The following is a 21027-nucleotide window of genomic DNA, read 5'->3' as shown; positions in this document are numbered from 1 at the left end:
TTGTTTTTTCGTTTATTGCACAGGCTTGTCTTGTTCCGATGCTTTGGGCTCACTCGTCCGTGCTGCCCAATAGGTTGCCAGTGCAGGACCCGAGATATTGTGCCACAAACTAAAAATCGCACTCGGCACAGCGGTCAGAGGTGAAGCGGCAAAATGGGTCGCCGCCAATGCCACACCCAAACCTGAGTTTTGCATCCCAACTTCAATCGACACTGCTTTACAGTCTGCATAGGGCAATTTAAATAGTCGGCTGGCCCAAAAACCCAATAGATAGCCCAAGCCATTATGTAAGGCAACTACCCCAAGAATCAGTAAACCTGATTGCAAAATCTGTGTTCGGCTACCCGCAATGATTGCCGCCACAATCGCCACAATTGCCACAACAGAAACCAATGGCATGACCTGTATATAGGCATCCACTCGGTGCTTAAAGACAGTTCGAATCATTAACCCCACAATGATCGGAAATAAAACCACTTGTAAAATTGAAACCAACATCGATGCCGCATTAATTTCAATCCATTGGCTTGCCAGCAAATAGAAAATCGCAGGGGTTAAAACCGGTGCGAGTAATGTCGAAACAGAGGTACAAGCAACAGATAATGCGGTATTGCCTTTTGCCATATAGGTGATGACATTAGAGGCCGTTCCACCCGGACAGCAACCGACAAGAATGACCCCGATTGCGATTTCTGTCGGCAGTTGTAATAATTTACACAAGAAAAATGCCAATCCCGGCATCACAATAAACTGTGCCAAAACCCCGATCATCACAGCTTTCGGACTTTGCAATACACTTTTAAAATCTTGCAGTGTCATGGTCATGCCCATACCCAACATAATGATGCCTAGCATCCATGGGATATATGCTTTTAACCAAACAAATACATCGGGAAAAAACATGGCGAGCGCTGCAAACAGCACCACCCAAATCGCAAATGTTTTCTGCACAAATTGAGTGAATTTTAAGAAAGCCGACATAGGCATCTTCCATTTAAAAACAGGGACAAAAAAAGGCACACCCTTGTGCCTTTTCTCAACTGAGCCCACTGGGTCATGCCAAAGATAATGCCTGTGCATGCTGCTGCACAATATCTTTCAGGTAAATACGCTTCACCCCATTCGCCAACATGTCTTGCCATGCATGCTGAAGCGAACCCTGTAAATCGATCCCTTTGGTCAAATCAGCAATCACAAAAGTTTCAAAACCAAGCTTACGCGCATCCATTGCCGTCCATGCAACACAGAAATCCGTGGCGATCCCCACCACAAAGACCGTATCAATACCACGTTCGCGCAAATAGCCCGCCAAACCCGTTGAAGTTTTCTGATCTGCTTCCATAAAAGCAGAGTAGCTGTCGATATGCTGATGAAAACCTTTACGGATAATCAGCTGCGCCGTCGGTAAATTTAAATCAGGATGTAATTCGGCATCCTGTGTACCTTGTACACAATGTGTTGGCCACAATACTTGCGTTCCATAATTCAGCTCTATGCTGTCATAAGGTGCATGCTCAGGATGATTTTCAGCAAAAGAAATATGGTCGGCTGGATGCCAATCTTGAGTCAGCACAATATTCGCAAAGTATTGTCCCAGTTGATTAATCCCTGGAATAATTTGATCGGCATTGGCAACAGCCAACTGACCGCCTGGGGTAAAACCATTTTGTACATCGACCACAATCAGCGCTGTATTCTTTTGCATATCTCTCCATCCGTTGTCATGCATTGTCGGCGACTCTACTGATTCGCTCATATTTTAAAAGCCTTAGTATTCAGTCCTGTGCATAAAAATAAAATGACTGTCCTTCCTGACAATACCGATACTTGGGCAAATGCTCAACCAAACGCTGTGCAAAGCGTGGGTAAATATGGGCTTTTCGCCGAGTCGAAGCATGAAAATAAAAATAGCGCGGTTGATGTTGAAAGATATATTTTAATAAATGGCGGCGTGTCTGTTGCATGACCTCAAACGCATTAATATTTTCAGCAACATCTTCTAGGGTAGGTTCATCGGCAAAGGCCAACCACGCATTTTGTCTCGGCTGCTGGCGATTTCTTTGAAATACAGGTTTGAGTTCTAAGATAAATTCGTATTGATGTAGATACAAACTGAATTCACGTTGATCAACTTTAAAAATTGCGACCAGTTTTCTTGCTGACATAGCCCCTCTACGTTGATTTTTTGTTTTTTCTTTCTGCTGTATTTTTACATAAAATACATTTATTTATCTTGATTTAAAGCATTAGTGCGACTTCTATTGTCGCCATAAAAAAAGCCCGCAATATGCGGGCTTTTTTGATATGGCATGTTCCTTATGATGGAATACGACGTACCAATAACAACATAAATATTGCAGAGATTGCGATACATGGAATTGCAGCGGTAATCACCCCTGCCGCACCAAAACCTGCTGCCAATAACTGACCCGCAATTGCAGGGCCTAACATTGCACCGACACGACCAACAGCTGAAGCTACACCAACACCCGTACCACGTAACTGTGTTGGATACACGATACCACCGAAGGCATACAGCACACCTTGGCAACCAATCACGAATGCACCGACTAAAGCTGACGCCATGTACATTTGAGTCAATGAACCTGCACCATTCAGCGCAAATAGACCTGCCAAAATACCACCGTACATCAAAATGATCACATAAGCTTTCTTCCAACGGTCAGTCAACATACCTAAAATGATCGTACCAATGGTTGCACTCACCATGAAGTAGAACTGCGCAGTTGCACCATCTTTACGAGTGAAACCGAGTTCGGTGAACAACGACGGTAACCAGCTCAACATGATGTACACCACCATCAAGGTGAAGAAGTAGCTCACCCAAATTGAGAAAGTACGTAAACGGTTTTCTGTGTTAAAGAGGTTTTTGAAAGCACCTTGTTGCACTTCGCCATTGGCGGTCGCTTGAACCGCTTGATCTTTGGCTTTCAAGAATTCACGCGATTCGGGCAGGAACCAAATCATCAATGGAATCACAACAATCGGTAATAAACCGCCTAAATAGAAAATATTTTTCCAGTTTGCACCGAAGTCCGTCATTGCAACTAATGACAAGATTGCCGCACCCACAGGCATACCACAGTACATCAAACCGACTGCACGACCACGATTTTGTGGTGTTACCGCTTCAGATGCCAAGGTAATTAAAATTGGCATTGCTGCACCTAAACCTGCACCTGCAAGAAAACGTACAGCGAGTAAGCTATGGAAGCTATTTACCCATACCGTACATAAGGTAAAGATGGCGAACATCCCCGTAGACCAAATTAATACTTTTTTACGGCCCATTCGGTCTGCAATCCGACCACCCACCAAAGCACCAGGTAATAATCCTAAAATACCGGCACTAAAAAACACCCCGAGCTGCGAGCTATCCAGCCCGAAATATTCACGAATCCCTGCTGCTGCAATACCTGCAGCCTGAATATCCAGACCTTCGATTACGGCAATAAGGAAGCAGATTGCTACCGTGACAATAGCATGCTTGTTATCTGACTTTTCCATTGGAGAATCCTTGTTGTCATCAGCGTTCAAATTAAGTCGCATCATCGCTGAGCCTTATAAAGGATATAACTACCAATAAGTTGAAGCCTTTCGTCCAAAATTGGATTACGTGCATGGTGTAATAGTTTTTGTGCTTTAAGTCACAAAGTCGTAAAAACAATTAAAAATTTAAAATAAAAAAATATGAATCGTGCAATGAACAGTCAAATCAAGCGATCTTTTTAAACACTCATAAAAACATGTCTATTTCTATTAGATATAAAAAAGATTATTACCCAAGTTTTTAACAATCATTTGTAATAAAACCCGAGCGAATTGATATAGTTTTTAAATCTTTAGTCATTGTTATTTAATCTTAAATTCTGATTAAAAAGCACGGAATACACATAGATCAACCTTTTGCTGATGATTTAATCAATCCCATCAACCATGCCAACCCTCTCGATTGAATAACACATTTTCAAGATTCAGCCCTGCTGAACAATTTTCAGACTGCAAAAAAACCGCTATTTTACACTTGATTGTTTTAAGTTTGATTTGTATAAAGAATTTTATGGCTTTGACCAAAGCATATTGTTCTTATGCGTTTGATCAGTCATAATTTGCGTAAGCATTATTCAATTTGGGTATAGCCCAATGAACATGCTACAAATCAAAATTCGAAACCATCCAGAAATCTATATTTCATCTTGTCGGATGGACAAATAGGATAGCTTTTCAAAATGACTCAGCAAGCTCAGACCATTCAAGGTTCAATTGTCGCAATCGTCACCCCAATGTTTGAAGATGGCAGCGTAGATTGGAAGAGCCTCGAGAAGCTGGTTGAGTGGCATATAAAGCAGGGCACCAACAGTATTGTTGCTGTAGGGACTACAGGTGAAGCTTCTACCTTGAGCATGGCCGAACACACTCAGGTGATCAAAGAAATCATCCGTGTGGCGAACAAACGCATTCCAATTATTGCCGGCACAGGTGCAAACTCAACCCACGAAGCGATTGAACTCACCAAAGAAGCCAAAGAATTAGGTGCAGATGCGGCATTATTAGTAACACCATACTATAACAAACCGACCCAAGAAGGCCTGTATCAACACTACAAAGCAATTGCTGAAGCTGTTGATTTACCTCAAATTTTATACAACGTCCCTGGCCGTACTGGTGTAGATATGCACAACGACACCGTGATCCGTCTTGCTGATATTCCACAAATCGTGGGCATTAAAGACGCCACTGGCGATGTTCCTCGTGGTCAAGAACTCATTGAAGGCCTTAAAGGCAAAGATATGGTGGTGTACTCAGGTGATGATGCAACGGCTTATCAGTTAATGGGTTTAGGTGCTAAGGGCAACATTTCGGTTACTGCGAACGTGGCGCCAAAAGAAATGAGCGAAGTGTGTGCAAGCGCTTTGGCGGGTGACGCAGTCCAAGCCGAGCAACAAAACAATACTGTTGCAAATTTACATCAAATTTTATTTTGCGAATCGAACCCAATTCCTGTGAAATGGGCACTTCATGAGATGAACCTGATTGAAACAGGCATTCGCTTACCATTAACACCCCTTGCAGAACAATATCGCACTCCGCTTCGTGAAGCACTCATCACTGCGGGCGTTATCAAATAAAGAAGAGCAAACATCATGCAATTACGTTTAGGACTTAGCCTGGCACTTTCAGTGTTTACATTAGCCGGTTGTAGTTCACTTGCCTTTAATAATGGCACACTGGACTATAAACAAACCACAGATGTTGAACCACTGAAATACCCTGAAGGGTCGATGGTTCGTCCTGCAACGCCTTTGTATCCTGCTCCATCTGTTGACCCACTAGCAATTGAGCATGCACCAAAGCTTGAAAATAAGCGTGGCAATCGCTATGCCCTTCCGCGTCCAGCCGCGGAAAAAAATAATGTCGTCGCAGATTCCTCAACAGACAGTACAAATATTAGCCACCCTCAACTATTGGTGGATGGAAATCAAAATCCACTGATCAAAGTTGAAGGAAATTCTGCTACAATTTGGCAATACACACTTGCTACCCTCAGCAGCCTTAACCATACCATTGTTGGTCAGAGCAAAAACCGTTACGAAGTAACCGTCAAGGTCGATCAGCAGACCTATGTCTTAAGACTTTCTTCTGTAGGTTCAAGCAATAACATCGCTGTGTTCAATGCCGATAACAGTTTTGCAGACAAAGAAAAAGCTGCAGATCTGTTAGCTCAGATTTACCAAAATTGGCCAGCCTAGTCGTACTAGGCATTTTTTCTCGAAAAAGGTTCCCTCATGTTAAAACAAACCTTGCTCTATACTGGTAAAGCGAAATCTGTTTATGAAACAGATAGTTCTGACCACCTCATCCTAGTTTTCCGTGACGATGCTTCTGCATTCAACGGTGAAAAAATTGAACAACTGGATCGCAAAGGTAAGGTGAACAACCGTTTTAACGCCTTTATCATGGAAAAATTGGCTGCGGCTGGTATCGAAACTCATTTCGAAAAACTTCTTTCTCCAACTGAAGTTTTAGTGAAAAAATTAACCATGGTTCCTGTAGAGTGCGTAATTCGTAACTATGCAGCAGGTTCACTTTGCCGTCGTTTAGGCGTTGAAGAAGGTAAAGAACTTACTCCGCCAACTTTCGAATTGTTCTTCAAAGACGATGCGTTAGGCGACCCAATGGTGAATGAATCACAAGCGATTGCTTTAGGTTGGGCGACTGCTGAACAACTCGCTCAAATGAAAGAATTGACTTATAAAGTAAACGAAGTACTTAAAGGTCTATTCGATGCAGGCAACATGCTGCTTGTTGACTTTAAACTTGAATTTGGTGTGTTCCACGACCGTATCGTACTGGGTGACGAATTCTCTCCAGACGGCTGCCGTCTATGGGACAAAGACACTAAGAAAAAACTCGACAAAGACCGTTTCCGTCAAGGTTTAGGCGGTGTGGTTGAAGCTTATGAAGAAGTTGCTGCGCGTTTAGGTATCGACCTTTCTGATATCTAAGTCGTTCATCGATTTGAAAAACCGAGCTCTTTAGCTCGGTTTTTTAATGAAATATTACTCGATTAATCTATGATCGAAAAAACAAATGTTAACCATAAAAATCCTCTGTTTCACATTTAGCCAAGTTCACACTAAGATAGCCACATACCAGGCAGCACTAGGATCTATAAGTTTCCAATGTGTATGCCGACCAGATTTTCCATCTACCCTCTAGGATGTATCTCCCCAAAGACATCCTATTTTTTCAGCCCAGCTCGCCTTGAGTTGGGCTTTTTTTTGCGTGAAATAGACATAAAAAAAGGCGCCGCAGCGCCTTTCCATTATGATCATTCAAATCATTGTTGCTGTTGTTGTTGCATCCAACGGCGTTGCTGCAAACGCTCACCTTCGACTTCACGTTTATTGCGTGCAGACTCATACAGCTTAGTGCCTTTCAGTTCAGGCGGCATATAGTCTTGCATGACAAAATGTTCAGGATAATTATGTGGATATAAATAGTCCACGCCATAGCCTTGCTCTTTCATCAATTTGGTTGGTGCATTTCTCAAATGCAATGGCACGGGTAGATTCGAGGTTTTTTCTGCCAAATCTAAAGCTTTGTTTATGGCCAAATAAGTGCTGTTACTTTTTGCACTGGTTGCCAAGTACACCGCACATTGCCCCAAAATGATTCGACACTCAGGCATACCAATTGCCTGCACAGATCGGAAGCATTCTCCTGCCAACAGCAAAGCATTTGGATTTGAGTTGCCAATATCTTCAGATGCCGCAATCAACATACGACGGGCAATAAAAACAGGATCTTCACCACCTTTGAGCATTCGAGCCATCCAATACAAAGCGGCATCTGGATCACTGCCTCGAATCGACTTAATAAAAGCCGAAACTAGATCATAATGCTGTTCGCCCGATTTGTCATAGCGTGCAATATTTTGCTGCGCAACTTTGACTACCACCGCATTGTTAATGATATTTTCTAAGTCTGGCTCAAACGTACTGGCGATTAAATCTAAAAGATTTAATGCTTTACGAGCATCACCTGCGGCAAATTGAAATAAAGCTTCATATTCTTCGATTTGAATATAACGCTCTTTTAAAAACGAATCTTGGTGAATGGCTTGATCCAATAAGCGCTGAATTACGTCATTATCCAGAGCATTTAAGGTATACACCTGACAACGCGACAATAAGGCATTATTAACTTCAAATGAAGGGTTTTCTGTGGTTGCACCAATCAGGGTAATTTTGCCCTTTTCAACTGCATTCAGTAAGGCATCTTGTTGTGACTTATTAAAGCGATGAATTTCATCAATAAACACCACAGGTGTCAATAAATCTCCACCATCGGCGATGATTTCACGTAACTCTTTCACCCCAGTATTGAGCGCAGATAAACTAATAAATGGTCGGTCAACGGCCTGCGCTAACAACAATGCAATTGTGGTTTTACCTACACCCGGAGGTCCCCAAAAAATAATCGATGGCAAATGCCCTTGGTCAATCATCTGGCGTAACGGTGCATCTTCACCCAAAAGGTGATCTTGTCCAATAATTTGCGATAAATCATGAGGACGCATGCGTTCAGGAAGAGGAATTTGGCTGTCTGACATCTTATTATTTCGTTTCCGGCAATTGGGGACGTTTTTTCTATTCTAACACTGCCTTGGCAGAATCTTTGCTTTATTCGATATTCAATTTAAGAGGCTGGTTTGATGTCATTATTTAAGTATCTTGCATGTAAAAATCCTTAGGCGAATGTTAACTATAATGTAACAAGAGATCTTATCCCTTATCGATCAAATTAAAGTATGATCGGCTAGATATCCCATTTTTAGCTTGCCTGACCCAATTGGACAGATTGTATGAAGCAATCATTAAAGCAAAAGCAAATACCTCAAGTTCAACAAGGCATTGATCTATCTATATATTCATTTCAACAAATGCCTCAAGCCAAGAATATACAATTACAACATACCCAATGTGCAGAATTACGCGAAAAACTCGACAGCCGTAATCAAATGTTAGATGCCAGTGTCGACTGTATTAAATTATTAAGCCTAGACGGTCATATTCTGCATATGAACCGCGCTGGTTGCTTAGCTCTCGGTGTGTCGCCGACTGAAACTGAGTTTGGTATGTCATGGCACAAATTATTGCCTGAAGAAGTCCGCGACGCGTGTCTGAATGCTTTTGCAGAAGCCAAACAAGGAAAAACTTCTCGCTTTGTCGGCATGAGCCAAGTGGCCGATGAACCCATAGCTTATTGGGATAACATGCTCAGCCCAGTATTCAATGAATATGGTCAAGTCAAAGAAATTCTCTGTGTCTCCCGTGATATTACGGTACAGCGACTGGCGGAAAATAAACTCCAACGGATCATTGAACAGGATGATTTAACAGGTTTATTAAACCGCCGTGCGTTTAGTCGAGTCTTTAAAAGTCACTTAAGAGTGGCACGAGAACATCAGCAACAACTGGGTTTGTTATTGATCGATCTGGATTATTTTAAGCATATTAATGACACCTTAGGGCATAGTGCTGGAGACCATTTACTGCATACCCTTGGGCAGCGTTTTCAGCAATGTTTTGATACAAATATTGTAGTTTCACGTTTAGGTGGTGATGAATTTGCCATTTCTATTCCAAATTTAAAATCGCAACAACAATTACAGAATTTTGCCAGCATCGCCTGTCAGCAAATGGATATGCCGATTTTCTATAATGGACAAAGCATCAATATAGGTATGAGTATTGGCTGCGCGATCTACCCACGCGATGCACAAAATTCCTCGAATTTACTTAAATGCGCAGATATTGCACTGAATGATTTAAAAGGCAGTGGTCGTGGTGGGGTGCGAATGTTCAACCACACCATGTTCAAAATCCTTGAAAATACCACTCGTCAATTAACGCTAGCGCGCAGCCTGATTAAGTCCAATCAAATTATTCCGTTTTATCAACCCAAAGTTCGCCTTTCTGACAGTCAAGTGGTCGGCTTTGAAGCTTTGCTGCGTTGGTACGATAAAGACCAACAATTACAATTACCTTCTCAAATTTTTGCTGCATTTCAAGATTATGAATTGGCTTCACGCATTAGTGAAACGATGCAAATTAAAATCTTTCAAGATATTCAAAAATGGATTGAACTCGGACTACAACCGCTACCAATTTCAATAAATGCTGCCCCTGTCGAATTTTTACGTGATGATTATGCGGAAAAACTACTGAATCGCTTAAAGCAGTTTGGTATTTCACCGGACATTATTGAAGTCGAAATTACCGAGCAAAGCCTGTCGGAACGTGGCTCAAATTATGTGATTCGCGCCCTCAATTTATTGAAAGACCATGGCATCCACATTTCTTTAGATGATTTTGGTACAGGTCATTCATCATTAACACGTCTAAGTAACTACCCTGTCGACTGTATTAAAATCGACCGTAATTTTGTGGAACGCATGCACACCGACTGTTCAGCACTAGCCATTGTCAAAGCGATTACCCAAATTGGTGCGAGTGTTTCCCTGAATATACTGGTCGAAGGTATAGAGAAACCGGAACAGGTCGATACCTTAAAAGAATGTAATTGTCATACTGGACAAGGTTTTTACTTTTATCGCCCGCTCAGTTATGACCATGCGATGGAACTTTTAAGTCGCTAAAACTTGTGGAGCATGACACGATGACACTGAAGTATTTAGTCAGTGCCTGTCTGGCAGGCCAACCCGTTCGTTATGATGCAAAATCAAATACACAACAAGCGATTTGCCAACTGATGCAGACTCACCAAGTCATTACGGCCTGCCCAGAAATGATGGGCGGCCTGAGCTGTCCACGTTTTCCTGCAGAAATTCAAAATGGTCAAGCCACTGATGTGCTCAATGGTACAGCTCAAGTTAAAGATGTTTTGGGGACAGACGTTAGTGCTGAATTTATTGCAGGTGCTCAACGAATGTTAGAATTGGCCCAATTACACAAAGTTGATGTTGTTGTCTTGAAAGATCGCAGCCCGTCTTGCGGCAGCCACTACATTTATGACGGCAGCTTTACCCGTACGAAAATTGAAGGCTATGGAGTAACCACAGCACTCCTCAAACAGCACGGTTTTCAGGTTCTGTCAGAACAAGACTTTCTGGCTATGATACAAGATCAACTCTAGATCCAAGATAGAGCGTATCTGTGTCCTTTAGCGTACCCAACGTACAATATAATCTTCAATATCATCAGGGTTGACGTCTTCTTCACTGATGCAACGCCCTGCGGCAGACTTTCGTGCCTTCAAAATACTGTCACGATTTCCCGTCACCAGATGATGCCAACGTGGTAAATCTTTACCTTCAGAAATTCTACGATAAGCACAGCTTGGTGGTAGCCAATGAAATTGGTGAATCTGATGTGGCGTCAGCTGTATACAGTCTGGAACATGTGATTGACGATTTGGATAATTGGAGCAAGATGCCTTTTCACAATCTAAAAGTTTGCATGCCACTTTGGTGTAGGCAACCTCATGAGTATCTTCATCTTCAAGCTTAATTAAACAGCAAAGCCCGCAACCATCACAGAGTGACTCCCACTCCAAATGGGTGAGTTCAGTCAAAGCATGCTTTTTCCAAAAATGTGGGCGTAGAGTATCGGTCATCTTCTCGCTCGCAACAAAGGTGGCAGGCATATTAACTGAACCTGCACATTAATTCTTTGTTTAAGTTACCGAATATTGAACATTAAATAAACAAAAGACTACATAGTAGGTTTTTTTAGCCTCTTATAATGGGCATACAGAATAAAAAATCACATGGAGATAAAACTATGTTCCGTTGGGCTATTATTTTCGCTGTAATTGCATTGATTGCTAGTCTGCTAGGTTTTGGTGGTGTGGCAGGCTTATCCAAAGACTTTGCTGTTATTCTTTTGGTTATTGCAGTTATCCTTGCAATTGTTGGTTTCCTCTCTCGAGGAAAAGTTTAGGCGACGGATTGTATGTCGTTTTAAACTACAAATTACCCCCCCCCTTAGACTCATGGATAAGAAACGTACGTTTTTATCATCTTGAGTGTCAATGAAAAAAATAAGAGCCTATGAGCTCTTATTTTTTTACATCCACGTAAACTTACTACGTTATATGGTTTTAGCTTTATGGTTTTAAATGACATGGTCTAAAGCCTGTTGCAATTAAGGCGATACCATAAGCAGCAACACCAATCACACATAAGATGATCACTTCCGCGACACGCATCCACGCAGATACATCACCGTTGTACCATGTTAAGCCATACCACAGTGCAGCAATCATCACAGCATTGGCTATCGCAAACTGAATCACCAACTTTTTCCAATGTGCACCAAAGCGAAAAATATTGCGCTTATGTAAATAAAAATACAGCATCCCTGCATTCACTAAAGCGGAACCCGATGATGCCAAGGCCAAGGCCATATGCTCAGCATGCCAATCAATCAGTTTAAAGAATCCAATAAACACCACATTAAGAATGGCATTCGCTGCGACCGCCATTAAACCTACACGTACTGGAGTTTTGGTATCTTGTTGCGCATAAAACCCTGGTGCAAACACTTTAATGAGCATGAATGAAATCACACCGGCACTCATACATTGCAATGCCAATGCGGTCATCTGTGTATCTTCAAAGCTAAATTGACCACGTTCAAATAAGGCCTGAATAATAGGTGTAGAGAGCATGAAAAGCGCAATACTTGCAGGCACACCCACCAAGATAATGACCTTAGCTGCCCAATCAATCATACGACGGAATTTTTCTTGATCTTGTTCAGCATGACGCGCAGACAACGAAGGTAAAATTACGGTACCTATCGCGACACCAATTAAGCCCAATGGCAATTCGGTCATCCGTTCGGCACTGTATAACCATGACACCGAACCATCTTGCATGAAAGACGCCCAAATGGTGTTCAACAGTAGGTTGATCTGCGTCACTGAGACACCAAACAGTGCTGGCAGCATCAACTTCATGATGCGATCAACACCTTCGTGTTTGAAGTCAACTTTCGGTGGAATCAGTAATTTTTTACGCCACAGCTCTGGAATCTGAATCGCCAATTGCAAGAAGCCTGCCGCGACAACAGACCAACCCAAAGCCATAATTGGCTCAGCCATATAAGGGGTTAACCATAGCGCACCGGCAATCATCGCGACATTGAGTAACACTGGAGCGAACGCAGGTGTACTGAATGAGCCATAACTATTCAAAATACTGCTGGCAAATGCCGTTAAGGACATAAACAGTAAGTAAGGAATCGTTAGGCGAAACATATCGGTGGCTAACGCAAACTTGTCTGCATCACCATGGAAACCCGGTGCATAGATATAGATAATCGCGGGTGCGGCCACCATCGCGATGAACGTCAAGCTGGTCATCACTAGACCTAAACAGCCAAAAACACGGCTAATCAGAATCTGGACTTCGGCATGGGTTCGACTGGTTTTATATTCAGTCAATACAGGAATAAAGGCTTGTGAAAATGCCCCTTCTGCAAATAAACGCCTAAAAAAGTTAGGAATACGAAAGGCAACCACGAAGGTATCGAAGTCTTTACCTGCACCAAATACATTTAACAGGACAATATCCCGTACCAGTCCCAATACACGGGACAACATAGTCATTGCACTGACAATAACTGTCGAACGCCAAAGCGCCATCGGTATTTCTCACTTTTGAAAGTGCGCCTATTGTAATGAAACTCGTCAAGGAATTTCATTGGTTTATTAAACGCAGTGTGTATTGTTTATTTGTTTTTAAAATGATGCAGCTGCTGACGAAAAGCGTTCCACTCAAAAAATGGACCCGGATCAGTTTTACGTCCCGGTGCAATATCTGAATGCCCTGCAATATGTTGTTGAATTTTAGGATAAGCCTGTTGTAAACACGCCACGACCTCTGTCAGCACGGCATATTGTGCAGCTTCAAAAGGTAAATCATCACTTCCTTCGAGCTCAATACCTATCGAATAATCATTACATTCTTTTTGCGCTAAATAGGTTGAACGACCAGCATGCCAAGCCCGATCATTAAAATTGACAAACTGTAGGACTTCGCCTGTACGCAGGATCAATAAATGTGTCGATACCTGCATCCCTTCAATGGTTTGAAAATAAGGATGTTTCGACCAATCCAACTGATTTTGGAAAAATTGTTCGATATAACCACCGCCAAACTGAGAAGGTGGCAAACTAATATTATGAATGACGACAAGCTGAATTTCGGTATCTTCAGGACGCTGGTTAAAATTCGGTGATGGAATTTGACGCGCACCTAGCAATTGCCCATCCTGCACCTGAAATGTTGTTGCTTGTGACATAAAAAAATCCTGTGTCTAAGCCGGCCTGCAATGCTACAGATCAAAACGCCGAGCCCTACTTGAAAGGTTTAATGCTAAAACTTTCACATTGAAATCTCAATTCAAGTCTGTGAAAGGAGTTAAAAATCGCTCATTTTTAAGGAACAATGCTAATATAACGCGCACATTTTCCTGGGTTAAAAAGATACGGAACTTCTTATGAGCATATCGCAATCTTTGCTTGAACAATCTATCCAAATCAATATTCAACACGCACTACAAGAAGATATTGGCGAAGGCGATATTACAGCCCTGTTAACTCCAGAAGATGAACAAGCCACTGCAACGATTATCAGCCGTGAAGAGATGATCTTGGCGGGTCAGCCTTGGGTTAATGCACTCATTCAGGCTTACGATGCCGCTGTCCAAGTCACTTGGTTGAAACATGATGGTGACCGTGTTGCCGCAGGCGAAGCCTTTTTAAGACTCGCAGGTTCTGCGCGTAGTTTACTCACGGTTGAGCGTCCAGCCTTAAATTTTATACAAACATTATCTGCAGTAGCGACTAAAACTGCTGCCTATGTCCAGCAGCTTGAAGGTTTGAATACTCGTTTACTCGATACCCGTAAAACCTTACCAGGCCTACGTATTGCACAAAAATATGCAGTTGCTGTCGGAGGTGGTCAAAACCATCGCTTAGGTTTATTTGATGCGTTTTTAATTAAAGAAAATCACATCATGGCAGCAGGTGGCATCCAACAAGCGATTGCCAAAGCACACCAGATTGCACCGGGTAAACCTGTGGAAGTTGAAGTCGAAACTTGGGATGAACTCAACCAAGCATTGGAAGCAGGTGCGGATATTGTGATGTTGGATAACTTTAGTCAGCAACAAATGATTGATGCCGTTAAACACGTCAATGGTCGCTGCAAACTTGAAGCGTCAGGCAATATCACTATTGCGAACTTACGTGAAGTGGCAACGACAGGGGTCGATTATATTTCGATGGGTGTGCTCACCAAAGATGTCACAGCGATTGATTTATCGATGCGCTTTAATGCCTAACGCTCTAGACTTACTCTAAACATAAATAAAGGGTGCTATTGCACCCTTTTTGATGCTTAACCTCTAGCATGACTTAATCATCATCTTGCTGTTGTTTTGCACCTCGTTGATCTTCATGTTCAGAGTCCTTTTCATGCGCCGCATCGTCTTCATGCTGCTCGCGCTCATCTTGATCATCGTCCTGATCTTTTGAGTTTTCACTTTGTTCAGAAAAACGACCACCTTCACGCTCTTGATCCTGATTCCCAAAAAAATCACAACCACTGATCAACAATACGCTGAACAAAGAAAAATACATCATCCAATTTTTCATATTTAGTCCTTCAAAGCATCCTGATCCTATTAATTTGAGTCAAAGACACGCTACTGAATAGCCGATTCGTGTTGGATTTTCTATATTCAACGCATAAAAGAACGCATCCGAAGATGCGTTCTTTATTCAGTTTGAACTGAATCAAACAACTTACCAGCCTAAAGCTTCTTGTTGTTTTTTGATCAATTCTTGAATGCCTTTTTCAGCCAGTTCAAGCATTTCATTACACTGTGTACGTGTAAATGGTTTGTCTTCTGCTGTACCTTGAAGTTCAATGAACTCACCAGCTTGTGTCATCACTACGTTCATGTCTGTTTGGCAGCTTGAATCTTCTTCATAGCAAAGATCAAGTAATGCTTCGTCTTGATACATCCCTACAGAAATCGCAGCAACTAAACCTTTTAATGGATCTTGTTTAATTTTTTTATTTTCAAGCAAGACATTCATTGCATCGACCAAGGCAACTGCTGCACCTGTGATTGATGCTGTACGTGTACCGCCATCTGCCTGAATCACATCACAGTCGATGCTGATGGTATTTTCACCCAATTTTTTCAAATCGACCATCGCACGTAAGCTACGACCAATCAGACGTTGAATTTCTTGAGTACGACCGCTTTGTTTACCACGTGCCGCTTCACGGTCAGTACGTGTATGTGTTGAACGAGGTAACATGCCATATTCAGCAGTCACCCAACCCTGACCTTTTCCTTTAAGGAAACGCGGCACTGAGTTGTCGACACTTGCAGTACAAAGAACTTTTGTATGACCAAATTCAACCAATACAGAACCTTCCGCATAACGTGTGTAGTTACGGGTAATTTTTACTTCACGTAATTGATCTAATGCTCGTTGGTCGATACGCATAATGAGTCCTTAATCTGACAAAATTGATTGCGGCACATTATAACAGAAGGTACAGCCAGATTCGGGACGCATTCGTGTGCATTTACAAAATCCATTCATCCAAGTTTTGATAGGCCCATCGTACGACATCAGGAAATTTGTTAGACTGAAGCCACGCAAAATTCAGGACGAATTGCATGTCGATACGGGAAGAACGTAAGCAACAAAGTCGTAAAGCTATCCTTGATGCAGCGCTTGCATTGAGTACCACAGGCCGTTCTTTTAGCAGTCTGAGCTTACGCGAAATTTCCCGTCATGTCGGCTTGGTTCCTGCTGCGTTTTATCGCCATTTTCAGGACATGGATGAGCTCGGTTTGGAACTAGTCGACCAAATGGCCCTGCACCTTCGCAATGTACTCAATCAACTGAGTCAGCAATGCTTTCAAGCACCCGATGCACGTACACGACAGAGTCTGGATTATTTATTTCATGCCGTTGAGCAATTTCCTGAGGCATGGATGTTTCTCATTGCAGAGCGTTGGGGTGGTTCAGCTTCCTTAAGACAAGCCATTACACGTGAATTTAATTTTCTCAGTACTGATTTGGCCCATGCACTGGCTCAAGTTGAAGCGACTCAACACATTCAATCCGAACAAGACCTCAAAGTATTGGGACAAATTTTGTTTGAATTGGCCTTAAGTTGGGCAATGCAGTGGATTGACTTACATCGACATGTTGAGCTTCCACAACGTACGGATGCGCTACAACAATTTCGCCGCCAAGCTCAGACTCAAGTTCAGCTCTTATTTCGTGGCATTTTGCATTGGGATCGATCTTTGGCTCAAATCGCTGATCCACAAAATTTATCGACCTAAAACGCAAAATATGCCTGCATAAAAAAAGCCGCATCGAGTGCGGCTTTTTCAAAACACTGTTATTTCGCTTTACGTTCTTTATCAACAAGGAATTTCACGATTTCAACGGTACGGGCATCTTCACCTTGTACGATGTATTTACCATTGACGGTAATCGCAGGCACGCCGCTCAATTGATATTGAGCTGCTAAGTTTTTCGCTTGAGCAATTTTTGAAGACACAGCAAATGATTTAAATGTGCTGTTAAATTTCGCTTCAGGAACACCATAACGGGTGTAGAACTTCGCAAATGCGCCTTGTTCTAAGATATTTTTCTGACCCACATGAATGTCATGGAACAATTGTAAATGTGCTTTTTGACGAACACCCAGTGCTTCCGATGCATAGTAAGCACGCGCGCCTTGTTCCCAAAGTGGATTCATTGCTGCAGGTGTACGGACAAAACGTACATCTTTAGGCAATTGCTTTAACCACGTTTGCATATGCGGTTCTAATGTAAAACAATGTGGGCAGCCATACCAAAAGAACTCACGGACTTCGATTTTACCCGGACGTTCGACTTTAATCGGTTTTGGAATAACTGTGTAATCAGTCCCCGCGACAAATTGCGCTGCCATCGCACTGCCAGAAAAAGCCAAAATAGCTGTTGTAATCGTGCCTAAAAGGAATTTTTTCATTGAACTTATCGTCCTCAAAATCATTATGATTAGTTTATGGCAACACTATAAATCAAATCTGTCGATTTCGTTTTCATTCTGTGAACTTTTTTAAGGCTTTTATCGCTTTTTTTTCAGGACGCGCTACACTAACTCCCATAAACTTTTTTCTAAAATATAAAGACTTGATTGAGGTGCAACCGATGTCGCAATTGAATGTTGATCCACAAGAAATTGCCAAATTTGAAGCTTTCGCAGCCATATGGTGGGATCAGCATTCTGAGTTCCGCCCTTTGCACATGATTAATCCCCTGCGTTTGAACTGGATTGATGAGCATTCAAATGGTATCACTGGCAAGAAAGTATTAGATGTGGGCTGTGGCGGCGGTATTTTAGCTGAAAGCATGGCACGTCGCGGTGCGCAAGTATTGGGTATCGACATGGGCGAAGCGCCGTTGAATGTTGCACGCTTACATGCCGAACAAGAAAATGTACAAAATATTGAATATCGCCAAGTACCTGTAGAGCAATTGGCAGAAGAGCAAGCAGGTCAATATGACGTCGTCACCTGTATGGAAATGCTCGAACACGTACCCGATCCAGCTTCGATCATTTTAGCCTGTCAAAAGCTGGTAAAACCGGGTGGTCATGTGTTCTTCTCGACCATTAACCGTAATCCTAAAGCCTATTTGTTTGCGATTATTGGTGCGGAATATGTTTTACGCATGTTGGCGAAAGGCACTCATGATTATTCGAAGTTTATTAAACCTTCAGAATTAGCTCATGATATTCGTCAAGCCGAGTTAAAACTCAAAGATATGACAGGTTTACATTATAACCCGATTACCAAACGCTATTGGCTCGCACCGAATGTGGATGTGAACTACATGGTTCATACGGTGAAAGAAGCCTAATGAAAGCTGTACTCTTTGATCTTGACGGTACACTGATTGATACCGCGGCTGATTTTATTCGTATTATTCAAGACATGTGCCGTGACAAAGGCATTGCGGTGGTCAGTGCAGAAGACATTCGTGTACAGGTATCTGAAGGCGCGCGTGCCATGGTCAAACTGGTCTATCCAGAGTTAGACGTTGAAGATCCTATCTTTCTGGCACATCGTCAACGCTTTCTAGATCTGTATGGTGCTGATATAGCCGTCGATACAGACCTTTTTGAAGGCATGTATCCGCTACTCGATGAACTGGAACAGCATCAAATTCCGTGGGGTATTGTCACCAATAAGCCGCGTTCACTCAGTGAAGCGTTGCTCAAAGCGTTGAATTTGACTGAGCGCTGCTCGGTATTGGTTTGCCCAGATGATGTCAGTAAAACCAAACCAGACCCAGAGCCGATGTATTTAGCCGCCAAGCACATTCATCTTGATGCTCAAGACTGTATCTATGTCGGTGATCATCCACGTGATATCGATGCAGGTCGTAATGCGCAGATGTACACGATTCTAGCGGCTTATGGCTATTTACCTTTACAACACAAAGATGACTTAACAGCTTGGCATGCAGATTGTATAGTGAAGACTGTTGCTGACCTGCATGAAGTCATTCATGATTTGGTCATCAAACCGAAAACGCTCAACACAGCGACTTTATAACGATAGAACACAACACAATAAAACGAGGAGGTACGGATGAAATATTCAGAATATCAACCTCGCCCCGATCTGCTCAAAGATCGCATTATCCTGATTACAGGTGCGGGCGATGGTATTGGCCGTGCGGCTGCCCTCAGTTATGCCTTACATGGCGCAACCGTGGTCTTACATGGACGCACACTGAATAAACTAGAAGTGATTTACGATGAAATTGAAGGCTTGGGTGCCCCCCAACCGGCGATTTTACCGCTACAACTGTCTAGTGCCTCTCCTCGTGATTATGAGCTGTTGGTCGATACCTTAGAAAAGCAATTTGGTCGCCTAGACGGCATTTTGCATAATGCCGGGATTTTGGGTGAGCGAACTGAACTAGAACATTATCCTGTGGATGTATGGGATGATGTCATGGCGGTGAACCTTCGCGCGCCCTTTGTACTGACTCAAGAGCTGATGCCACTACTACAAAAATCTGAGCATGCCTCAGTGGTCTTTGCCAGTTCAGGTGTGGGGCGTGAAGCCCGTGAACGTTGGGGCGCGTACTCGGTTTCAAAAATTGCCATTGAAGCCGTAAGCACATTGTTCGCTAAAGAAAATGAACACCCCAATATTCGTTTTAACTGTATTAACCCTGGTGCGACACGTACTGCCATGCGTGCAAAAGCTTATCCAGACGAAGATCCAAAAACTTTGCCTACGCCTGAAAGCATCATGCCTGCATATTTATATTTAATGGGTGACGACAGCTTGCATTTAACCGGTGCCAGCATAGATGCCCAAGATGAATAGGGTGAAAACCCAATTTAAAAAGGAAGATCGCGCTTCCTTTTTTTATGTATCGAATGCTTACAAGGCTTCAGCAATCGACTGATTTTGCGGTGTACACGCGAAAGTCGACTTGAGTTTTTAGCAAATTTGCCGATACTTGGGGCATTCTTTAAAAACATTGGATTGATACATGTCTGACTTTAGCAATATTACAGTGACTCCAACTGAGGATGGCATGGTTAACCTACTGGTCGATGGTCAACCGATTTCAGCAAAATATGGCATGAAATTCGACCCGAGTATCGTGGACGATTTAAAGGGCTTAGATGTCGGTCAAAATGCAAAATTATTTGAACAATTTATTTTTTCGCATACTGACTTAAACTTTGAGCATGCCTATTTCTATGTCACTTGCATTCAAAAGCAAGAAGCAGGCTTTCAAGTGATCACTAACTTTGTTTATCGCATCATTGCGCAAGATCAAGCACCGTTTGAGCATGTGATTACCAAACAAGGTGCAGCAATGACACCTGAAGATATTAATGAATTTATTCAAGCTCATATTCAAAAATCATTAACGGATTATACCGACCTGAAATACGCATACTAAGTGTGTTCCAAGTGAAAAATTCATGTTTAAAAAGGGCCATTTGATGCCCTTTTTTTAAACCCTTAGATTAGCATTTGAAATTCAACAAGCTTTGATCAATAGACAGCTTCATTACCCAACTTTCCATTGATCGTATTTTTAAATTATTTTTATAATAATATTCGGTTTTTCAAATTAAATATAAAAGCATAGACTGCTTGCCATGACATAGACCGACGGCAAGGAGACCCAAATGGCTGATCAAACACGTAAAATTGAAACCATTCGTTCAATTGAAACCTTACAACTGACTGAAAATTTGATCTCTGCAATGGACGATGCCGAGCAAGCTGAATCTGTGGCTCAAGCGATTTATTCACTCCAATGCCTCAATGAGCAGTGGTACTAAAACCCGAATTTACCCACCGTTTTCATTCCAGTATCTCTACCCTATTTGCCCATCAAGACTTG

At 42.3% G+C, this 21027-nt stretch carries 24 protein-coding genes; 13 read left to right on the top strand and 11 right to left on the bottom strand.

The window, feature by feature from the left end:
- Window positions 1-12: 12 nt before the first annotated feature.
- The 4 genes from FTU77_RS00215 to mhpT all read right to left on the bottom strand — a co-directional run bounded on the left by FTU77_RS00215 (window position 13) and on the right by mhpT (window position 3528).
- Window positions 13-981: a bile acid:sodium symporter family protein gene (locus FTU77_RS00215; protein ID WP_078190620.1), complete on the bottom strand. Its 969-nt coding sequence runs from the start codon at window positions 979-981 to the stop codon at window positions 13-15.
- A 73-nt stretch (window positions 982-1054) separates the two neighbouring features.
- On the bottom strand, window positions 1055-1705 hold the full coding sequence (pncA, locus tag FTU77_RS00210) for a bifunctional nicotinamidase/pyrazinamidase (RefSeq protein WP_180054339.1): 651 nt from the start codon (window positions 1703-1705) through the stop codon (window positions 1055-1057).
- 70 nt (window positions 1706-1775) lie between these two features.
- Window positions 1776-2165: a hypothetical protein gene (locus FTU77_RS00205; protein WP_180054161.1), complete on the bottom strand. Its 390-nt coding sequence runs from the start codon at window positions 2163-2165 to the stop codon at window positions 1776-1778.
- A gap of 151 nt (window positions 2166-2316) precedes the next feature.
- Complete coding sequence (mhpT, locus tag FTU77_RS00200; protein WP_180004342.1) at window positions 2317-3528, bottom strand: 3-(3-hydroxy-phenyl)propionate transporter MhpT; 1212 nt, start codon at window positions 3526-3528, stop codon at window positions 2317-2319.
- 722 nt (window positions 3529-4250) lie between these two features.
- Here mhpT and dapA point away from each other — a divergent pair.
- Genes dapA through purC form a run of 3 tightly spaced genes read left to right on the top strand, consistent with a single transcriptional unit; the run spans window position 4251 to window position 6527 of the window.
- Window positions 4251-5150, top strand: coding sequence for a 4-hydroxy-tetrahydrodipicolinate synthase (gene dapA, locus FTU77_RS00195; RefSeq protein ID WP_078193262.1), 900 nt, complete (start codon window positions 4251-4253; stop codon window positions 5148-5150).
- 15 nt (window positions 5151-5165) lie between these two features.
- Window positions 5166-5771, top strand: a complete 606-nt coding sequence (locus FTU77_RS00190; RefSeq protein ID WP_168379718.1) for a lipoprotein-34 precursor (NlpB) — start codon at window positions 5166-5168, stop codon at window positions 5769-5771.
- A 36-nt stretch (window positions 5772-5807) separates the two neighbouring features.
- The gene (gene purC / locus FTU77_RS00185; protein WP_078190626.1) at window positions 5808-6527 is read left to right on the top strand and encodes a phosphoribosylaminoimidazolesuccinocarboxamide synthase; all 720 of its coding nucleotides are present in this window, start codon (window positions 5808-5810) and stop codon (window positions 6525-6527) included.
- A 335-nt stretch (window positions 6528-6862) separates the two neighbouring features.
- Here the strand turns inward: purC and FTU77_RS00180 are convergent, their stop codons facing one another.
- Window positions 6863-8137, bottom strand: a complete 1275-nt coding sequence (locus FTU77_RS00180) for a replication-associated recombination protein A (RefSeq protein WP_180054159.1) — start codon at window positions 8135-8137, stop codon at window positions 6863-6865.
- Window positions 8138-8389: 252 nt separating this feature from the next.
- On the opposite strand from FTU77_RS00180, the gene FTU77_RS00175 reads away from it, so the two are divergent.
- Both FTU77_RS00175 and FTU77_RS00170 read left to right on the top strand, forming a co-directional pair.
- Window positions 8390-10186 (top strand): EAL domain-containing protein, encoded by a 1797-nt coding sequence (locus FTU77_RS00175; RefSeq protein ID WP_180054157.1) that lies wholly within the window; start codon window positions 8390-8392, stop codon window positions 10184-10186.
- 20 nt (window positions 10187-10206) lie between these two features.
- A complete protein-coding gene (locus FTU77_RS00170) occupies window positions 10207-10683 on the top strand; it encodes a DUF523 domain-containing protein (RefSeq protein ID WP_078193265.1) in 477 nt (158 codons plus the stop codon).
- Window positions 10684-10710: 27 nt separating this feature from the next.
- On the opposite strand, the gene FTU77_RS00165 is transcribed toward FTU77_RS00170, so the two are convergent.
- Entirely contained in the window at window positions 10711-11163 is a 453-nt protein-coding gene (locus tag FTU77_RS00165; RefSeq protein ID WP_180054337.1) for a YcgN family cysteine cluster protein, read from the bottom strand.
- 167 nt (window positions 11164-11330) lie between these two features.
- Between FTU77_RS00165 and FTU77_RS00160 the strand changes: the two genes are divergently transcribed.
- Complete coding sequence (locus FTU77_RS00160; RefSeq protein ID WP_005006601.1) at window positions 11331-11489, top strand: DUF1328 domain-containing protein; 159 nt, start codon at window positions 11331-11333, stop codon at window positions 11487-11489.
- A gap of 166 nt (window positions 11490-11655) precedes the next feature.
- Here the strand turns inward: FTU77_RS00160 and murJ are convergent, their stop codons facing one another.
- Window positions 11656-13197, bottom strand: coding sequence for a murein biosynthesis integral membrane protein MurJ (gene murJ, locus FTU77_RS00155; RefSeq protein ID WP_180054155.1), 1542 nt, complete (start codon window positions 13195-13197; stop codon window positions 11656-11658).
- Window positions 13198-13283: 86 nt separating this feature from the next.
- Window positions 13284-13856 (bottom strand): 1,6-anhydro-N-acetylmuramyl-L-alanine amidase AmpD, encoded by a 573-nt coding sequence (gene ampD, locus FTU77_RS00150; protein WP_078190631.1) that lies wholly within the window; start codon window positions 13854-13856, stop codon window positions 13284-13286.
- A 198-nt stretch (window positions 13857-14054) separates the two neighbouring features.
- Here ampD and nadC point away from each other — a divergent pair, with 198 nt between their 5' ends.
- Window positions 14055-14900 (top strand): carboxylating nicotinate-nucleotide diphosphorylase, encoded by an 846-nt coding sequence (nadC, locus tag FTU77_RS00145; protein WP_180054153.1) that lies wholly within the window; start codon window positions 14055-14057, stop codon window positions 14898-14900.
- A 73-nt stretch (window positions 14901-14973) separates the two neighbouring features.
- Here the strand turns inward: nadC and FTU77_RS00140 are convergent, their stop codons facing one another.
- A complete protein-coding gene (locus tag FTU77_RS00140) occupies window positions 14974-15213 on the bottom strand; it encodes a hypothetical protein (RefSeq protein ID WP_168379723.1) in 240 nt (79 codons plus the stop codon).
- A 150-nt stretch (window positions 15214-15363) separates the two neighbouring features.
- Entirely contained in the window at window positions 15364-16080 is a 717-nt protein-coding gene (rph, locus tag FTU77_RS00135; RefSeq protein WP_078190634.1) for a ribonuclease PH, read from the bottom strand.
- A 176-nt stretch (window positions 16081-16256) separates the two neighbouring features.
- Here rph and FTU77_RS00130 point away from each other — a divergent pair, with 176 nt between their 5' ends.
- Entirely contained in the window at window positions 16257-16934 is a 678-nt protein-coding gene (locus tag FTU77_RS00130; RefSeq protein ID WP_078190635.1) for a TetR family transcriptional regulator, read from the top strand.
- 59 nt (window positions 16935-16993) lie between these two features.
- Here FTU77_RS00130 and FTU77_RS00125 read toward each other — a convergent pair whose 3' ends face one another.
- On the bottom strand, window positions 16994-17611 hold the full coding sequence (locus FTU77_RS00125) for a thiol:disulfide interchange protein DsbA/DsbL (RefSeq protein ID WP_078193271.1): 618 nt from the start codon (window positions 17609-17611) through the stop codon (window positions 16994-16996).
- A gap of 182 nt (window positions 17612-17793) precedes the next feature.
- Here FTU77_RS00125 and ubiG point away from each other — a divergent pair, with 182 nt between their 5' ends.
- From ubiG to FTU77_RS00100, 5 genes are all read left to right on the top strand, one after another.
- On the top strand, window positions 17794-18504 hold the full coding sequence (gene ubiG / locus FTU77_RS00120) for a bifunctional 2-polyprenyl-6-hydroxyphenol methylase/3-demethylubiquinol 3-O-methyltransferase UbiG (protein ID WP_078190637.1): 711 nt from the start codon (window positions 17794-17796) through the stop codon (window positions 18502-18504).
- The gene (locus FTU77_RS00115; protein WP_180054151.1) at window positions 18504-19202 is read left to right on the top strand and encodes an HAD family hydrolase; all 699 of its coding nucleotides are present in this window, start codon (window positions 18504-18506) and stop codon (window positions 19200-19202) included. Before ubiG ends, FTU77_RS00115 begins: the two co-directional genes overlap by 1 nt.
- A 36-nt stretch (window positions 19203-19238) precedes the next feature.
- Entirely contained in the window at window positions 19239-19988 is a 750-nt protein-coding gene (locus FTU77_RS00110) for a YciK family oxidoreductase (RefSeq protein ID WP_078190639.1), read from the top strand.
- Between the two features lie 169 nt (window positions 19989-20157).
- The gene (locus FTU77_RS00105) at window positions 20158-20577 is read left to right on the top strand and encodes a hypothetical protein (RefSeq protein ID WP_111885093.1); all 420 of its coding nucleotides are present in this window, start codon (window positions 20158-20160) and stop codon (window positions 20575-20577) included.
- Between the two features lie 232 nt (window positions 20578-20809).
- Window positions 20810-20965, top strand: a complete 156-nt coding sequence (locus tag FTU77_RS00100) for a hypothetical protein (RefSeq protein ID WP_180008593.1) — start codon at window positions 20810-20812, stop codon at window positions 20963-20965.
- Window positions 20966-21027: the final 62 nt, after the last annotated feature.

Origin of the sequence: Acinetobacter sp. YH12142 (assembly GCF_013418435.1) — a bacterium.
Classification (GTDB): domain Bacteria; phylum Pseudomonadota; class Gammaproteobacteria; order Pseudomonadales; family Moraxellaceae; genus Acinetobacter; species Acinetobacter amyesii.
This window is presented reverse-complemented; position numbering and strand designations above follow the sequence as displayed.

Bases quoted from the DNA above. Each gene is read 5' to 3' on its own strand.
- FTU77_RS00215 (WP_078190620.1), bottom strand. From the start codon at position 981: ATGTCGGCTTTCTTAAAATTCACTCAATTTGTGCAGAAAACATTTGCG.
- pncA (WP_180054339.1), bottom strand. From the start codon at position 1,705: ATGCAAAAGAATACAGCGCTGATTGTGGTCGATGTACAAAATGGTTTT.
- FTU77_RS00205 (WP_180054161.1), bottom strand. From the start codon at position 2,165: ATGTCAGCAAGAAAACTGGTCGCAATTTTTAAAGTTGATCAACGTGAA.
- mhpT (WP_180004342.1), bottom strand. From the start codon at position 3,528: ATGGAAAAGTCAGATAACAAGCATGCTATTGTCACGGTAGCAATCTGC.
- dapA (WP_078193262.1), top strand. From the start codon at position 4,251: ATGACTCAGCAAGCTCAGACCATTCAAGGTTCAATTGTCGCAATCGTC.
- FTU77_RS00190 (WP_168379718.1), top strand. From the start codon at position 5,166: ATGCAATTACGTTTAGGACTTAGCCTGGCACTTTCAGTGTTTACATTA.
- purC (WP_078190626.1), top strand. From the start codon at position 5,808: ATGTTAAAACAAACCTTGCTCTATACTGGTAAAGCGAAATCTGTTTAT.
- FTU77_RS00180 (WP_180054159.1), bottom strand. From the start codon at position 8,137: ATGTCAGACAGCCAAATTCCTCTTCCTGAACGCATGCGTCCTCATGAT.
- FTU77_RS00175 (WP_180054157.1), top strand. From the start codon at position 8,390: ATGAAGCAATCATTAAAGCAAAAGCAAATACCTCAAGTTCAACAAGGC.
- FTU77_RS00170 (WP_078193265.1), top strand. From the start codon at position 10,207: ATGACACTGAAGTATTTAGTCAGTGCCTGTCTGGCAGGCCAACCCGTT.
- FTU77_RS00165 (WP_180054337.1), bottom strand. From the start codon at position 11,163: ATGACCGATACTCTACGCCCACATTTTTGGAAAAAGCATGCTTTGACT.
- FTU77_RS00160 (WP_005006601.1), top strand. From the start codon at position 11,331: ATGTTCCGTTGGGCTATTATTTTCGCTGTAATTGCATTGATTGCTAGT.
- murJ (WP_180054155.1), bottom strand. From the start codon at position 13,197: ATGGCGCTTTGGCGTTCGACAGTTATTGTCAGTGCAATGACTATGTTG.
- ampD (WP_078190631.1), bottom strand. From the start codon at position 13,856: ATGTCACAAGCAACAACATTTCAGGTGCAGGATGGGCAATTGCTAGGT.
- nadC (WP_180054153.1), top strand. From the start codon at position 14,055: ATGAGCATATCGCAATCTTTGCTTGAACAATCTATCCAAATCAATATT.
- FTU77_RS00140 (WP_168379723.1), bottom strand. From the start codon at position 15,213: ATGAAAAATTGGATGATGTATTTTTCTTTGTTCAGCGTATTGTTGATC.
- rph (WP_078190634.1), bottom strand. From the start codon at position 16,080: ATGCGTATCGACCAACGAGCATTAGATCAATTACGTGAAGTAAAAATT.
- FTU77_RS00130 (WP_078190635.1), top strand. From the start codon at position 16,257: ATGTCGATACGGGAAGAACGTAAGCAACAAAGTCGTAAAGCTATCCTT.
- FTU77_RS00125 (WP_078193271.1), bottom strand. From the start codon at position 17,611: ATGAAAAAATTCCTTTTAGGCACGATTACAACAGCTATTTTGGCTTTT.
- ubiG (WP_078190637.1), top strand. From the start codon at position 17,794: ATGTCGCAATTGAATGTTGATCCACAAGAAATTGCCAAATTTGAAGCT.
- FTU77_RS00115 (WP_180054151.1), top strand. From the start codon at position 18,504: ATGAAAGCTGTACTCTTTGATCTTGACGGTACACTGATTGATACCGCG.
- FTU77_RS00110 (WP_078190639.1), top strand. From the start codon at position 19,239: ATGAAATATTCAGAATATCAACCTCGCCCCGATCTGCTCAAAGATCGC.
- FTU77_RS00105 (WP_111885093.1), top strand. From the start codon at position 20,158: ATGTCTGACTTTAGCAATATTACAGTGACTCCAACTGAGGATGGCATG.
- FTU77_RS00100 (WP_180008593.1), top strand. From the start codon at position 20,810: ATGGCTGATCAAACACGTAAAATTGAAACCATTCGTTCAATTGAAACC.